This is a genomic window from Flavobacterium sp. KMS, from assembly GCF_000813005.1.
Lineage (GTDB): Bacteria > Bacteroidota > Bacteroidia > Flavobacteriales > Flavobacteriaceae > Flavobacterium.
In genome coordinates this window covers 331,820-347,106 of the sequence record NZ_JSYP01000002.1, presented here as the reverse complement: position 1 = coordinate 347,106, position 15,287 = coordinate 331,820, and the positions used below count along the sequence as shown (strand labels likewise).

General features: G+C 32.4%; 17 protein-coding genes. 10 read left to right on the top strand and 7 right to left on the bottom strand.

What is annotated here, in order from left to right:
* Positions 1–83 precede the first annotated feature (83 nt).
* Complete coding sequence (locus OA93_RS04280; protein ID WP_039111883.1) at positions 84–728, top strand: polysaccharide deacetylase family protein; 645 nt, start codon at positions 84–86, stop codon at positions 726–728.
* 59 nt (positions 729–787) lie between these two features.
* Here OA93_RS04280 and OA93_RS04275 read toward each other — a convergent pair whose 3' ends face one another.
* From OA93_RS04275 to OA93_RS04250, 6 genes are all read right to left on the bottom strand, one after another.
* Positions 788–1,084, bottom strand: coding sequence for a thioredoxin family protein (locus OA93_RS04275; RefSeq protein ID WP_035623602.1), 297 nt, complete (start codon positions 1,082–1,084; stop codon positions 788–790).
* Positions 1,085–1,157: 73 nt separating this feature from the next.
* Entirely contained in the window at positions 1,158–2,399 is a 1,242-nt protein-coding gene (locus OA93_RS04270) for a metallophosphoesterase (protein ID WP_039111882.1), read from the bottom strand.
* A gap of 197 nt (positions 2,400–2,596) precedes the next feature.
* Positions 2,597–2,791, bottom strand: coding sequence for a hypothetical protein (locus tag OA93_RS04265; protein WP_039111881.1), 195 nt, complete (start codon positions 2,789–2,791; stop codon positions 2,597–2,599).
* 109 nt (positions 2,792–2,900) lie between these two features.
* Entirely contained in the window at positions 2,901–4,235 is a 1,335-nt protein-coding gene (locus OA93_RS04260) for a HAMP domain-containing sensor histidine kinase (protein WP_240474663.1), read from the bottom strand.
* 10 nt (positions 4,236–4,245) lie between these two features.
* Complete coding sequence (locus OA93_RS04255) at positions 4,246–4,920, bottom strand: response regulator transcription factor (protein WP_039111879.1); 675 nt, start codon at positions 4,918–4,920, stop codon at positions 4,246–4,248.
* 183 nt (positions 4,921–5,103) lie between these two features.
* Entirely contained in the window at positions 5,104–5,283 is a 180-nt protein-coding gene (locus tag OA93_RS04250; RefSeq protein WP_039111931.1) for a hypothetical protein, read from the bottom strand.
* A gap of 393 nt (positions 5,284–5,676) precedes the next feature.
* Here OA93_RS04250 and polA point away from each other — a divergent pair, with 393 nt between their 5' ends.
* The 3 genes from polA (at position 5,677) to OA93_RS04240 (ending at position 9,221) form a co-directional block, all read left to right on the top strand.
* Positions 5,677–8,523: a DNA polymerase I gene (gene polA, locus OA93_RS04245; RefSeq protein ID WP_039111878.1), complete on the top strand. Its 2,847-nt coding sequence runs from the start codon at positions 5,677–5,679 to the stop codon at positions 8,521–8,523.
* Between the two features lie 131 nt (positions 8,524–8,654).
* Positions 8,655–8,855: a hypothetical protein gene (locus OA93_RS24925; protein ID WP_123912103.1), complete on the top strand. Its 201-nt coding sequence runs from the start codon at positions 8,655–8,657 to the stop codon at positions 8,853–8,855.
* Positions 8,856–8,867: 12 nt separating this feature from the next.
* Positions 8,868–9,221, top strand: a complete 354-nt coding sequence (locus tag OA93_RS04240; protein WP_039111877.1) for a hypothetical protein — start codon at positions 8,868–8,870, stop codon at positions 9,219–9,221.
* Between the two features lie 120 nt (positions 9,222–9,341).
* Here OA93_RS04240 and OA93_RS04235 read toward each other — a convergent pair whose 3' ends face one another.
* Complete coding sequence (locus OA93_RS04235) at positions 9,342–10,370, bottom strand: LacI family DNA-binding transcriptional regulator (RefSeq protein ID WP_039111876.1); 1,029 nt, start codon at positions 10,368–10,370, stop codon at positions 9,342–9,344.
* 232 nt (positions 10,371–10,602) lie between these two features.
* Here OA93_RS04235 and OA93_RS04230 point away from each other — a divergent pair, with 232 nt between their 5' ends.
* The 6 genes from OA93_RS04230 to tsf all read left to right on the top strand — a co-directional run bounded on the left by OA93_RS04230 (position 10,603) and on the right by tsf (position 15,284).
* On the top strand, positions 10,603–11,355 hold the full coding sequence (locus OA93_RS04230; protein ID WP_039111875.1) for a ferritin-like domain-containing protein: 753 nt from the start codon (positions 10,603–10,605) through the stop codon (positions 11,353–11,355).
* A gap of 25 nt (positions 11,356–11,380) precedes the next feature.
* A complete protein-coding gene (locus OA93_RS04225) occupies positions 11,381–12,193 on the top strand; it encodes a ferritin-like domain-containing protein (protein ID WP_039111874.1) in 813 nt (270 codons plus the stop codon).
* Between the two features lie 192 nt (positions 12,194–12,385).
* Positions 12,386–12,841, top strand: a complete 456-nt coding sequence (rplM, locus tag OA93_RS04220) for a 50S ribosomal protein L13 (RefSeq protein ID WP_039111873.1) — start codon at positions 12,386–12,388, stop codon at positions 12,839–12,841.
* Positions 12,841–13,227 carry a 30S ribosomal protein S9 gene (gene rpsI / locus OA93_RS04215; RefSeq protein ID WP_007808909.1) on the top strand — a complete coding sequence of 129 codons (387 nt, stop codon included), beginning with the start codon at positions 12,841–12,843 and terminating at the stop codon, positions 13,225–13,227. Before rplM ends, rpsI begins: the two co-directional genes overlap by 1 nt.
* A 174-nt stretch (positions 13,228–13,401) precedes the next feature.
* On the top strand, positions 13,402–14,184 hold the full coding sequence (gene rpsB / locus OA93_RS04210; protein ID WP_039111872.1) for a 30S ribosomal protein S2: 783 nt from the start codon (positions 13,402–13,404) through the stop codon (positions 14,182–14,184).
* A 137-nt stretch (positions 14,185–14,321) separates the two neighbouring features.
* Entirely contained in the window at positions 14,322–15,284 is a 963-nt protein-coding gene (gene tsf / locus OA93_RS04205; protein ID WP_039111871.1) for a translation elongation factor Ts, read from the top strand.
* Positions 15,285–15,287: the final 3 nt, after the last annotated feature.

The following is a 15,287-nucleotide window of genomic DNA, read 5'->3' as shown; positions in this document are numbered from 1 at the left end:
AAAAATATAATAATTAAAAAATGTAGCGCTATTGAAAAATACCGCTACATTTTTTATTTTTACATAAACTAAAATTTCAGAAAATGAGTTTTTACTGGATTAAGACGAACAAGCTGATAAAACGATTCTTCTCTAACTATTATTGGGACATTCCTAATAAGGAGAATAAAGTTTATTTAACTTTTGATGACGGTCCAACTCCCGAAATCACAGAATGGGTTTTATCTGAACTAAAAAAACGCGATGCCAGAGCCACTTTCTTTTGCATTGGCAATAACATCGAAAAACACCCCGAAATTTTCAAAAAAGTAATCACCGAAGGTCATTCGATAGGAAATCATACTTATGACCACTTAAAAGGCTGGAAAACGACCACAAAAACGTATTTAGACAATAGTCTTTTATGCGGCAAACAAATCCAGAAATCTTCTACTGAAAATCTTCAGCCTAAGATTTTTCGTCCTCCTTATGGCAAAATCACCAAATCACAATCGACACAATTACGCCAATTGGGGTATAAAATAATAATGTGGGATGTTTTAAGCGCAGATTTTGACCGAAGCATATCTCCAGAAAAGTGCTTACAGAATGTAATAAAAAATGTAAAATCAGGAAGCGTAATTGTTTTTCACGATAGCATTAAAGCATCGCAAAACCTTAAATTTGCATTACCAAAAACATTAGATTATTTAAAGGAAAACAATTTTATATTTGATGTTATTTATTAAACATACGGTCATTTAATAAAACATATAAAGAATACTACAAGTTTAGTATCCAGAAGAAATTAGAATTGTTCTTGTACAATCCCTATAATAGTATTTGCATCCAATTCGCCGGATTGCCTCCAAATCATTTGACCTTCTTTATAAATCATTAAAGTAGGTAGTCCTTTTATTCTTAGTGCATCAGCCAATTCCTGATTTTTATCCACATCAATTTTAATGACTTTGGCTTTATCGCCTAGCGCAGCTGCAACATCTTTTATTACAGGATGCATTGACACAGATGATTCGTTCCAATCGGTGTAAAAATCAATTAACACTGGAACTTGAGCATTTATAAGTTCTCCAAATTTTGACATAAAATCAACTATTTAATCTTTTTAAATCTACTAAAAAGAGATTATTATATACAAATGTAGCATTTTTAACGAATTATGCCACATCCTTCCCTTTTTTTAGTTCAATCACGGTTATTTCGGGCATAATCCCTACACGTCCTGGATAAGCATGAAATCCAAAACCACGATTTACATATACATAGCGACCTGCGTTTTCATACAAGCCAGCCCATTGTTTATACACATATTGTGCCAAGCTCCATTTAAAATAGCCCGGAATTTCAATCCCAAACTGCATTCCATGTGTGTGTCCTGACAAAGTAAGGTGAAAATTCTTAGGATGATTTTTTATTTCATACTCCCAATGACTAGGATCATGACTCATTAACACCTTAAAATCATCTTGTTGAACACCTTGCGAAGCTTTATTTAAATCACCCGCTTTTTTAAAATTATGTCCCCAATTTTCAACACCTACCAAAGCGATTTTATCCTCTCCTTTTTGAATGTAAGTATGTTCATTCAATAATAATTGAAAACCAATTTGTCCGTATAAGCTTTTTATAGCTTCAAAGTTTTCATCTTTCTTTTGTTCAGATGGCCAAGTAACATATTCGCCATAATCATGATTTCCTAAAACCGCATATTTACCAAATTTAGGATCTTTTATTTTATTAAAAGTCTCTAACCATGGATGCATTTCGGTAGCATGTGTATTAACGATATCTCCTGTAAACAAAATCATATCCGAGTTTTGTTCATTTACTAAATCGATGGCATAACTTATTTTCTCTGGATTATCAAAGCTTCCTGAATGCACATCAGATATTTGTGTAATCGTAAATCCATCAAAGGCATCTGGTAAATCTGGAAAAAATACAGTTTGCCTGATTACTTTAAAATTATATTTTCCTTCAAAAATTCCATAAATTAAAGACAGAAAAGGAACTGCTGCCAAACCAACTGCCAATTGACTCACAAATTTTCTTCGGCTCGGAATTACGCTATCTTTCGTTAAGTTAGGATTCTCGATAAAATAATTAACTAATCCAGCTCCTACACGAAAAATATCTTCACCCAAAAGCACTAATGTTATTACAATTTTTGGTACATAAACGACCAACATCAACCCCATTGTAAACATGGTTTGCTTAGTTTGCCCAATAGAACGGTCAAATTGCGTAAAGGAATATATTATAAATATAAAAAGTAGTAAACTTATTATTTGGTAACTTATCAGGAGCCATCTTAGCTTAATTAATGTTCTAACAGCCTGAAAAGAATAAAACTCTATAAATAAAAAAAGAGCACAAATAATTATAAAACGAATGACCATTGGAAAAATTTTTAAGCAAAGTAACAAAGAATGAATATGTGAAAACTTTTTGTTATCAAAATTTTAACGCAAACAATAACAAAAAAAGCTGGTGATTTTACTCACCAGCTTTCCACCTACTAAAACTATTATCCTACCTACCCCCTTATATAAATTATTAACCCTAATTTATAGTAAGTAGAATATTAATCAAACCCTTATTTTTTAGCTTTTACAGCCTCTGGTTTAGCTACTTCAGTTTTTGTAGCTTCAGCTTTTTTATCTGCTTTCTTTTTAGCATGTTTAGTAGCTTTCACTTCTTTTGTTGGAGTCGTTTGAGCTGGAGTTGTTTGAGCATTTACCATTGCTGTTGTTCCTAAAACTGCTATAGCTAGCATTAATACTTTTTTCATGATTGTTAGTTTTATGATTATTATTATTTCATTATTTATAGGTCAAAGATATATCTGCTAAATGAAGATTAAATGAAGATTTACCTTGCCTAAAAATTTTAACTTTTAATTAGGCTTTGACACTATTTGGAAACAATAACAAAAACGTAGTACCCTCATTAGGAGTCGAGGTTACCTTAATCTCTATATGATGAAAAGAAGCTATACTATCGGCTATAGCCAAGCCTAAACCTTGACCATCCTGATCAGAACTAATTCGGGTAAATCGATTAAATATCTTTTCGACTTGGGTTTCATTCATTCCTATTCCCGAATCAGAAATAGACAAATAGTAATGTTGATTTAAAAACCCATCGCTAATAGTAATACTTCCGTTCTCTTTATTATATTTTATTGCATTGGTAACTAGATTATACAATAGGATATGCATGAGCGTATTGTTACCCATAAAATTAAAATCATGCTCCATTTTATTAGAGAATTGCAATCCTTTATCATCAATCCTATCTTGTAAATCATCGTACAATCCGCTTACGATTTCATAAAAATCAATAGCTTCATTGGCGGCATATTGATTATTCTCGATTCTGGAAATTAGCAATAAGTTATTGATTATTTTTTTCAGCATATCCAATGTCCTGAGTGAGCCTGCAATTTTATCAACTGCATTATCATCCAAAGATTCATTTTGTAATAAGTTCTCGAATTTATTTTTTAATAATGCAATCGGGGTTAAAAGTTCATGAGAAACATTGGATATAAATTGCTTTTCTTTTTTAAAAAGCTCTCCTATCCTATCCATCATTTGATTTAAAACCGAATCTAATTCTCTAAAATCTGCCGAATGCGCCTTAATCGGAGTATGATCAAAAGCTTCGGGTTCATTTACTCTACGTATTTTAGTATCTATTATTTTATAAAAAGGCTTGAGTAAATACTCTATATAAAAAGTATCTGCCAAGAATGTTATCAAAACAATTACAACTAAGACAATAATAATAAAGAGCTTAATAATAAAAGTAAGATCTTTTATTTCTGCCAAACTGCTTCCTATCTCTAACTGATATCCTATATTTTCGTAAGTAAAATGATATCGTAATATCCTATACTCATTTTCTTCACCTTCGATAATCCTATTCTCATTAACAAAAGTGGTCTTTTCTAGATTTGGTAATTTTGGTAATCTCGATAATACCAAAAACTCACTATGTAAAGTCGAAAATTGCGAATATGTTTCAGTAGAATCATCTGCATTTTCGATAAAATCATCAATTTCATTTTGATTTAAATGCTCAATAAACTTTTTCTTTTTTTCGATAAGTCCATTATTAATGTGTCTATAAACCACATTCTGAACTAAAATAGGCAGCATTAACCATAAAATCAAAATCACTAACAATCGTGTTAGTGCATTAAAAATGGCTAATTGATGCTTTATTTTCATATTACTTTATCTAGGCATTAATTCGATATCCAACATTTCTCACTGTTTCAAACCAATCAATTGTAGTATGTTTGTCTAGTTTTTTTCGAAGGTTACGAACGTGAACATCAATAAAATTTGAATCTGAATTTATCTCCAGAATATCTCCCCAAATATGTTCTGTTAATTGTAATCTGGTAATTACACGATTTTTATTCAATACTAAATATTGAAAAATATCAAATTCTTTCTTGGTCAAATTAATCGGCGTTCCATCATAACTTACTTTGTAATCTTGTAATTGCAACGAAAATCCATGTATAATTAAATCATTTAAAGTATACCCATGCATTCTACGAATAACAGCAAACAAACGTGCACTTAACTCTGTTAGCGCAAATGGCTTGGTAAGATAATCATCGGCACCAAGATGCAACCCATCAATCCTGTCATCTAATTCTCCACGAGCGGTAATAACAATTACTGCAATTTTAGATTTGGTTTTTCGAACCGCTTTTAAAACATCAAAACCATCTCCATCTGGCAAACCTAAATCAAGCAGCATCGCATCATAATCATTTCCGCCAATTTCATCTAATGCTTCATTACACGTATTAGCAATTTTACATACATAACCACCATCACTCAAAAAATCTTTAACCTCGATGGCAAGCTCTTTATTATCTTCGACAATAAGAATATTCATAAACTGTATTTTATAAATTAAAAGTAAGCAAATAATGAAAACGTAATTTTTTAATTATTAAAAATTTAACGCCTGTACGAACAAAAAAGGCTGATAAATTTCTTTATCAGCCTTATCAATAATTATCCTTTTTGTTTTGCCTACCGCTATCAACCTTCATTTAAAGCAAAACAAAAACGACATCTATTTTTTAGCTTTCATTGGTTCTGCTTTAGGAGCTGCTTTTTTCTCAGATTTTGTTTTTTTATCTGTTTTTGCTTTTGGGTGTTTGGTTGCTTTAACTTCTTTTGTTGGAGTTGCTTTAACCGGAGTTGTAGCTGCGCTAACCATTGCACTTGTTCCTAAAACTGCTACTAATAACATTACTAAATTTTTACTCAAGTTTTGCAGTTTGTTTTTTTTGTTTTCGTGAATCTGTGATTTCATGATTTCTAATATTTAAAAGTTAATTATCTCTTATTTTATACACCAAATTTACATCTGTAATATGAAGACAAAATGAAGAAAACAGTCATCTGAAAATTTTAACTTGACATTAACGATTCGCTCTTAATATTCAACCTTACAGGACTTTTACGAACAAAGTAATACAATAGCATTACCAAAGGCGCACTGCTGTACGATTCTACAGATAGTAAAAAAAGCATCTCTAATAAAACATTTCAATTCTAATTTGAGTCTATCCAGATTAAATTTTCAAGAACCGAATCGTTTTTAAAACCCAATTGTTTATTTTTACAGACTAATATTTTTTTTATGTCAACTCAAAAACGCCTTTTTCTTCTTGATGCTTACGCTTTAATTTTTCGTGGCTATTATGCTTTTATAAAAAACCCGCGAATTAACTCCAAAGGAATGGATACCTCTGCAATTATGGGGTTCATGAACTCACTTTTGGATGTGATAAAAAGAGAAAAACCAGATCATTTAGCAGTAGCTTTTGATAAAGGAGGAAGTGCTTTACGTAATGAGATATTCCCTGAGTACAAAGCCAATCGTGATGTAACTCCCGAAGCTATAAAAATTGCCGTACCTTATATACATGAATTATTAAAAGCAATGCATATCCCGATTATAGAAGTTGCGGGTTTTGAAGCCGATGATTTAATTGGAACTATTGCAAAGCAAGCCGAAAAAGAAAACTATAAAGTATTTATGGTAACGCCAGATAAGGATTTTGCACAATTAGTATCTGAGAATATATTTATGTACAAACCAGCCCGAATGGGTAATGGAATAGAAATTTGGGGTGTTCCTGAAGTATTGGCAAAATTTGAAATCGAACGTCCGGAACAAGTAATTGATTTTCTTGGTATGATGGGCGATGCTGCCGATAATATCCCGGGGCTTCCAGGAGTTGGAGAAGTTACTGCCAAAAAACTATTGAAAGAATATGGCTCAATGGAAAACCTTCTAGCAAATACTGACAAGCTAAAAGGGAAAATGAAAGAAAATATCGAGGCTAACGCTGAGAAAGGCTTACTATCTAAAACATTGGCAACTATCCTACTTGATTGTCCTGTAACTTTTAACGAATCTGATTACGAATTAACTCGTCCTGATATCGAAAAAACGGATGCTATTTTCCAAGAATTGGAATTTAGAAGAATGGCAGAACAATTTGACAATCTTTTTAAAGCAGATGGAAATGGATTAACAGCTACTGCAGCTGCTCCTGATGCTAAACTATACAAAAAACCACAACCGAAAAACGATGATCAATTTGATCTTTTTGGAAGTGCTACTACTGATGAAGAAAATCCAGAAGCGCAAAGAACTTCTTTTTACAATAATCTAGAAAACACGCCTCACTCTTATCAAATTATTCAAGGAGATTTAGGTTTAAAATTGCTTTTACAAAATTTACAAAACCAAACTTCTGTTTGTTTTGATACCGAAACTACAGGATTAGATGCTTTACACGCCGAATTGGTCGGGATTTCATTTTCTTATGAAAAAGGAAAAGGATTCTATGTTCCGTTTCCAGAAAACCAAGAAGAAGCAAAAGCATTGATTGAAAAATTTATTCCGTTTTTTGAGAATGAAGCAATCGAAAAGATTGGTCAGAATTTAAAATACGATTTAAAAATATTATTGAATTATGGTGTTTCTGTAAAAGGAAAATTATTTGACACTATGATTGCGCATTACCTGATTAATCCAGACATGCGTCATAATATGGATATTTTATCAGAAACATATTTAAAATATTCTCCAAAATCAATTGAAGATTTAATTGGTAAAAAAGGAAAGAATCAAAAATCGATGCGCGATGTTGCACTCGAAGATATAAAGGAATACGCTGCTGAAGATGCCGATGTAACGTTGCAACTTAAAGAGATATTCACCACAGAATTAGACAAAACCGGAACTAAAAAATTATTCAACGAAATCGAAATTCCGTTAGTTAGTGTTCTAGCTGCGATGGAAACTGAAGGAATTAGACTTGATGTTGACTTTTTAAAATCATTATCAGAAGAATTAGGTAAGGATATTAAAACATTAGAAGCTAAAATTTACGAAATCGCAGGAGAACAATTTAACCTTGCATCACCTAAACAATTAGGAGATATCTTATTTGATAAATTAAAAATTGGCGGAGCAAAGCAAAAGAAAACCAAAACTGGTCAATATGCAACTGGCGAAGAAATCTTAAGCTATTTAGCCAAAGACAATGAGATTGTTGCTGCAATCCTAGATTGGCGTTCTCTTGTAAAACTACAAAATACTTATGTAGAAGCTTTACCATTACAGGTAGATCCAGTTTCTAAAAGAGTTCATACCGATTATATGCAAACTGTAGCTGCAACTGGTCGTTTAAGTTCAAACAATCCTAACTTACAGAATATTCCAATTCGTACCGAAAGAGGAAGACAAATACGTAAAGCTTTTATTGCTCGCGACGAAAATTACACCTTAATATCTGCCGATTATTCTCAAATAGAATTACGAATCATCGCTGCTTTAAGTGGTGAAGAGAATATGATAAAAGCATTCCAGAATCATGAAGACATACATAAATCTACCGCTTCTAAAGTATTTAATGTAGCATTAGAAGAAGTAACTCGTGAACAACGTAGCCATGCCAAAACTGTAAACTTTGGTATTATCTATGGAGTTTCGGCTTTTGGATTAAGCAACCAAACTTCATTATCAAGAAGCGAAAGCGCAACATTGATTGAAGCATACTACAAAACTTACCCAAGATTAAAATCATACATTCAGGAACAAATAGAATTTGCGAGAGAAAATGGTTATGTACAAACTATTCTGGGGCGTCGTCGTTATTTAAAAGATATTAACTCGCAAAATGCAGTTGTTCGTGGCGGAGCCGAAAGAAATGCTGTAAACGCTCCGATACAAGGAAGTGCAGCCGATGTGATTAAAATCGCAATGATCAACATTCATAAGAAACTAACATCTGAAAATTGGAAATCTAAAATGTTGCTTCAAGTACATGATGAGCTTGTGTTTGATGTACACAACTCTGAACTTGAAAAAATCCAACCCATGATTAAACACGAAATGGAGAACGCATTTATAATGGCAGTTCCACTAGAAGTAGAATTAGGTTTAGGGAAAGATTGGTTAGAGGCACATTAAAAAACAAAAAAATGTTTATTACATTTTTTTCTCAATTAAGTCTCTTCATTAAAAAACCAAAATAATGAACAAGAAAATTCATACATTGCAAAAAATATAAATTAATAAGACTAATCTTCTCTAAAATAAAAATGAAAAAAAACACCTTATTAGCAATAATATCAATTTGCATACTTGCAACAGTAAATTTATTTTGGTTTATACAATCTACTGCATCAATATCAATAGATCCAGAAGTACACTATCGGTTATCACAAATCATAGGGTTTCTAGAGCTTATAGCGTATGCCGGATTATTGCCTTTTTTTGTAGCATTATACAAAAAACAATAAATAAAAATCATCATGAATGAAGAATTAAATAAACTTTTTGAGATTAAAAATACTCAACCAGAAGAAGATACAGACTCAGATCTATTCAACATAATTGTTCACTTCGTGATCAGAATAGTTATTCCACTTTTTGTATTTTTACTATTATACTCGATTGTAGATTATTCAGGCAACATAGGAATAGCATATATAGTTTTTTTTATCTCCCTTTTTATCCTTTTTTTAATAATTGTTGCCCTTTTAATTGAGGCTTCTAACCTTAATAAAAAGAATAAAATATATCTGAGAAATACTAATTATGTCATATTAGCTTTTTATGCCCTCCCTTTTATATTGGGATTAATTATAATTGGAAGAAATTCTTAAATAAAATTTACAATGTAATTATAAAAAAGACATTGAATTTAAACCAATTATAATGAGCGTTCATTTAATAAAAAAATAAACTAAAAAAAATCCATTAGCTGCGGCTAATGGATTTTTTTATTATTTAGATTTTCTTGATGATTCTCTTTCTTTCAGTTTAGTTTTGATTACTATGGTTTCGTAATCGCTGCTCTCCCCTTCTTTTTCTTCTAATCTTGAGATTAATCGTTTGGCAGCAACTTCACCAATTTCTATTCCGTGTTGGCTTATTGTGGTTAAACTTGGTGATAAACGTCTCGAAGCCAAAATTCCGTCTGCAAAACCTATTATCGATATATCTTCTGGAACTTTATATCCTTTTTTCAAACTAACCCTTAAAGCTGCAACTGAATCATTTTCATCTAAAGCGAAAATGGCATCTATTTTATGATCAAAAATGGCATCTATTTTACTTTTCATATCTTCTTCAGAATCTGTACGAAGAATGATATTTTCGTTTACAGGAATATTATTGTCATTTAAAGCTTTTAAATATCCATCTGCTCTCAATTTCCCAACACTTAAATTATCTACAGAAGAAATCAAGGCTATATTTTTACATCCTAAATTAATTAAATGTTGCGTTGAATTTAATGCTGAATCAAAATCATCTACTACCACTTTATCACACTCTACACCTTCTGCAATCCTGTCAAACATTACAATTGGCGTTCCGTCGTTTATAATTTCTTTAAAGTGATTGTATTCTTGTAATTTCTGAGCTTCTTCAGAAACCGATAATATAAAACCATCAATAGTTCCGTTACTCAACATTTCAAGCGTATGAATTTCTTTCTCCAAAGACTCATTAGAAATACATGTAATAACATTATATCCCTTTTTATCTGCTACTTTCTCGATACCACTAAAAACTTTAGCAAAAAATGAGTTTAATATGTTAGGTATAATAACTCCAATAGTTTTTGTTTTACGGTTCTTTAAATTCAAACCAATAACATTCGGCTTATAGTTTTTTAGTTTGGCATACTCTTTAATTTTAATTTTAGTTTGCTCACTAATTTCAGGACTATCATTAAGTGCCTTAGAAACTGTAGACACAGAAACGTTAAGTTCTTTTGCGATTTGTTTTAAAGTTGCTTTAGCTTTCATTTAAGATAATTTTATTGAATTAATACAAATATAGTAGAATTAAGGAAATTAAAACAAAAACAAGTCAAAACATGCTTTAAATTTTCAAGTAATTACATCTCCTTCTTAAAATAATTTAAACAAAAAATTAAAAAAAAGCCAAAATCTAAAACCGCCCATCCAAAAATTTCGTTTATACCTATTTACATATAATTATAATTTGCTATTAACAACCACTTAAAGAAATTGAATTATGAAAAACGAAGTTAAAATCCATGAAGTTAACCCCTTACTTAACAACAGAAGGAGTTTTCTTAAGATCAGTGGCTTAACCATTGTTGGCACTGGCTTACTTTTGGCAGGATGTAATCACGATGACGATGATGAAAATATGCCTGTTGACGACACTTCACTACCTGGAATTAGAAATGGTGTCTTCGATTTAGGCTCTGGAGATTTCGGCGTATTAACCTACGCATATGCCTTAGAACAACTAGAAGCCGACTTTTACACTAAGGTTGTAAATGCATCAAACTTTAATAGTGTTTTTAGTGATATCGAACGTCAGGTACTTACTGATTTATATCATCACGAAGTAATCCACAGAGATTTTTTTAAGGCAGCTTTAAGCGGAGCACTTCCTAATCCAAGCACACAATTACTTCCTAGTTTGGCATTTAATTACGGATCTATGAATTTTAACAGTCGTACAGAAGTACTTGCAACTGCTAAAGCTCTTGAAGATACAGGAGTTGCCGCATATAATGGTGCAGGAAAACTAATTAAAAGTGCTGATTATTTGGTGTTGGCAGGAAAAATTGTTTCTGTAGAAGCAAGGCATGCTGCGGCAATTAGAAGTTTAATAAACCCAAATTCTAAAGATTTTGCGGGCGATGATGTGGTAAATGCCACAACTGGTTTAGATGTAGCGAAAGATCCATCTAAAATCTTAGCTGTTGCGGGAGGATTTATAACAACTCCATTCACAGCAAAATATTTACCATAACCACAACCCATAAAATCTAGAAATTATGAATATATTAAAATTTATAGAAACCTTTGCCGACGAAAGCGCAATGAGAAGCACGGGCTCAAGAAGAGATAGCTTTACACAATTTGGAAATATCGGAAAGACTTTGGCAATAGCCTCAATTCCATTCGGGTTATCTTCATTAGCCAATAAAGCTTTAGCCAAAGATATAACTGCAACTCCAGCAACACCAATTGGAGCATTACAATTTGCATTAACCTTAGAATATCTTGAAAATGAATTTTATGCTATGGCATTAGATTCAGGAGTTATTCCAGCATCTGAAAATGGCGGACGCGATTTAAAAGTTTTTCAACAAATTGCTGCCCACGAATCAAGCCATGTAAATTTTTTAATTGCAGGATTGGGAGGAACAGCAAGTGCAAACTTTGTTCCTAAACCTACTTTTGACTTTACTGTTGGTGGCGCTTTTGACCCATTTGGTGATTATCCAACATTTTTAGCTTTGGCACAAGCCTTTGAAGACACAGGAGTAAGAGCTTATAAAGGTCAGGCAGGAAATTTAATTTCTACGCCAGATTTACTAACAGCTGCACTGCAAATACATTCGGTAGAAGCACGTCACGCATCCGAAGTACGACGATTACGCGGCCTTAAAGGATGGATAAGCGGTAACGAGAGAGGTGCAGGAATGCCATCTGCGACCCAAGCTGTATATAATGGAGAAGAATTAACTGTACAGGCAGGATACAATACTGCAACCTTATTTGGAGCCGCAGCAGGCTCAGAAGCCTATGATGAACCACTTACTACGCAACAGGTTGTAGACATAGCAAATTTGTTTATTGTGTAACAAAATATAGTCGCAAAAATCCAAACCATCTCTACTTAATTGTAAAGGTGGTTTTTTTATTCTTTTAAATAAAAAGATATCTCCTGATTTTCAGTAGTTAAAATAATCTTTTAAGGTATTTGGTTTTAAAATAATTAATTGTACTTTTGCAACCCCTTTATTGGGGATGGAATGTTTAATTAAAATAATATTATGGACGCATTAAGCTACAAAACAGTTTCAGCTAGCAAAGCCACTGTAACTAAAGAGTGGATTGTTGTTGACGCTGAAGGTCATAACTTAGGACGTCTTGCTTCAAAGGTTGCAATGATCTTAAGAGGTAAGTACAAACCAAGTTACACACCGCACGTTGACTGTGGAGATAACGTAATTGTTATCAACTCAGAAAAAATTAACCTTACAGGTACAAAAATGGATGACAAAATTTACATGCGTCATACAGGTTACCCAGGAGGTCAAAGAACTTTAACTGCTAAAGTATTGCAAGCAAAAAACCCTGCATTATTAGTAGAGAAAGCAGTAAAAGGAATGTTACCTAAGAACAAATTAGGAGCTGAACTTTTCAGAAATTTAAATGTTGTTGTAGGATCTGAGCACAAACAAGGAGCTCAAAAACCTAGAACTGTTAACCTAAACGATCTTAAGTAATGGGAGTTATTCACAAAATCGGTAGAAGAAAAACCGCTGTTGCACGTGTTTATGTTTCAGAAGGAACAGGAAAAATCACTGTAAACAAAAAAGAATTCGCAACCTATTTCCCAACTGCAACTTTACAGTACAAAGTTTTACAACCAATGTCTATGACAGAAAATGTAAACAACTTTGATGTAAAAGTAAACGTTTACGGAGGTGGTTCAACTGGTCAAGCAGAAGCTGTAAGAATGGCATTAGCACGTGTTATGTGTGAAGTAAATGCTGAAAACAGAGCTATCTTGAAACCAGAAGGTTTATTAACAAGAGATCCAAGAATGGTTGAACGTAAGAAATTCGGTCAGAAGAAAGCTCGTAAGAGATTCCAATTCTCTAAACGTTAATATTACCTGTCTTGTTCATTTGGAACAAGGCATATCAATTATTATTGAATTTAAAAAACACAGTTGTTGTTGCTCTCCTATCGAGGTAGGAAATAGTTTAGCATCTAAATGTATAAAGCCGACAAAATCGCCATTTATGCATTGCTAATCAACAGAACGTAAACTAGTACAAAAATGGCAAACAAAGTAGAAGTAAAAGAATTACTAGAAGCAGGTGTTCACTTTGGACACATGACTAGAAAATGGGATCCAAACATGGCTCCTTACATTTATATGGAGCGTAATGGTATTCACATTATCAATCTATATAAAACTGCAGCAAAAATTGAAGAGGCTAATGAAGCTTTGAAAAAAATCGCTGCATCAGGTAGAAAAATATTATTCGTTGCTACCAAAAAACAAGCTAAAGACATCGTTGCTGATAAAGCAAAAGCTGCAAACATGCCTTATATCACTGAAAGATGGCCTGGTGGAATGCTAACTAACTTCGTAACTATCCGTAAAGCTGTTAAAAAAATGGCTACTATTGATAAAATGAAGAAAGACGGTACTTTCATGACACTTTCTAAGAAAGAGCGTTTACAAGTAGATCGTCTTCGTGCTAAATTAGAGAAAAACTTAGGTTCAATCGCAGACATGTCTAGACTACCTGCAGCATTGTTCGTAGTAGATATCAAAGCTGAACATATCGCAATAAAAGAAGCACAAAAATTAAACATTCCAGTTTTTGCAATGGTAGATACTAACTCTGATCCTAGAGAAGTAGAGTATGTTATCCCATCAAATGATGATGCTTCTAAATCAATTGATAAAATTTTATCTTTAGTTACAGCTGCAATCGTTGAAGGTCTTTCTGACAGAGGTTCTGACAAAGAGGCTGAATCATTGTTACCTGCTACAGAAGAAGCAACTCCAGCTGCTGAGGCTGTTGAAGCTCCTGCTGAAACAAAAGAATAAATAAACATTTAAATTCCAATTTTTAAATTCCAAATCCCATAAAAAATTAGAAACGTTAAGTTGATAATTTGATAAAACTGGAATTTGAGATTTAAAGATTGGAATTTTTACTTTTAACTCATAAAAAATCATACAATATGGCAACAATTACTGCTGCAGACGTAAATAAATTAAGACAAACTACAGGTGCCGGAATGATGGACTGTAAAAAAGCTTTAGTTGAAGCTGAAGGAGATTTCGATAAAGCTATACAAAACCTTAGAGAAAAAGGTCAAAAAGTTGCTGCTAATCGTTCTGACCGTGAGTCTTCTGAAGGAGCTGCTGTTTCTTTTATTAATGCTGACAAAACTAAAGGAGCTATCATCACTTTAAACTGCGAAACAGATTTCGTAGGTAAAAATGAAAACTTCGTAAATTTAGCTAAAGAATTAGTTGAAAAAGCAATAAACTTCTCTTCTAAAGAAGAATTCTTAGCTTCAGATTTCAACGGAATGACTGTTGCTGAAAAGTTAATCGAGCAAACTGGTGTTATTGGTGAAAAAATCGAAATCGGTGGTTTTGAAATTTTAGAAGGAGCTTTCGTTGGATCTTATGTTCACGTTAACAAAATTGCTGCATTAACTGCAATTTCTGCACCAATTGATAACGCTGAAGTTTTAACTAAAGACATCTCTATGCAAGTAGCATCTATGGGAGCTGATACATTATCTTACAAAGATTTTGATCCTGCTTTCGTTGCTTCTGAACTTGCTGCTCGTATTGCTGTAATCGAAAAAGAAAATGAAGAGGCAAAACGTTTAGGAAAAACTTTAAAAAATGTTCCTAAATATATCTCTTTCTCTCAATTAACTGAAGAAGTTATTAAACAAGCTGAAGAAGATGCTAAAGCTGAATTAAAAGCTGAAGGTAAACCAGAACAAATTTGGGATAAAATTATTCCAGGAAAAGTTCAACGTTTCATCTCTGACAATACTACTTTAGATCAAGAAAAAGCTTTATTGGATCAAAACTTCATCAAAGATGATAGTAAAAAAGTTGGTGATTATGTTAAAGGATTCAACGTTGAAATTACAGGTTTCAAAAGAGTTACTTTAGGATAATCT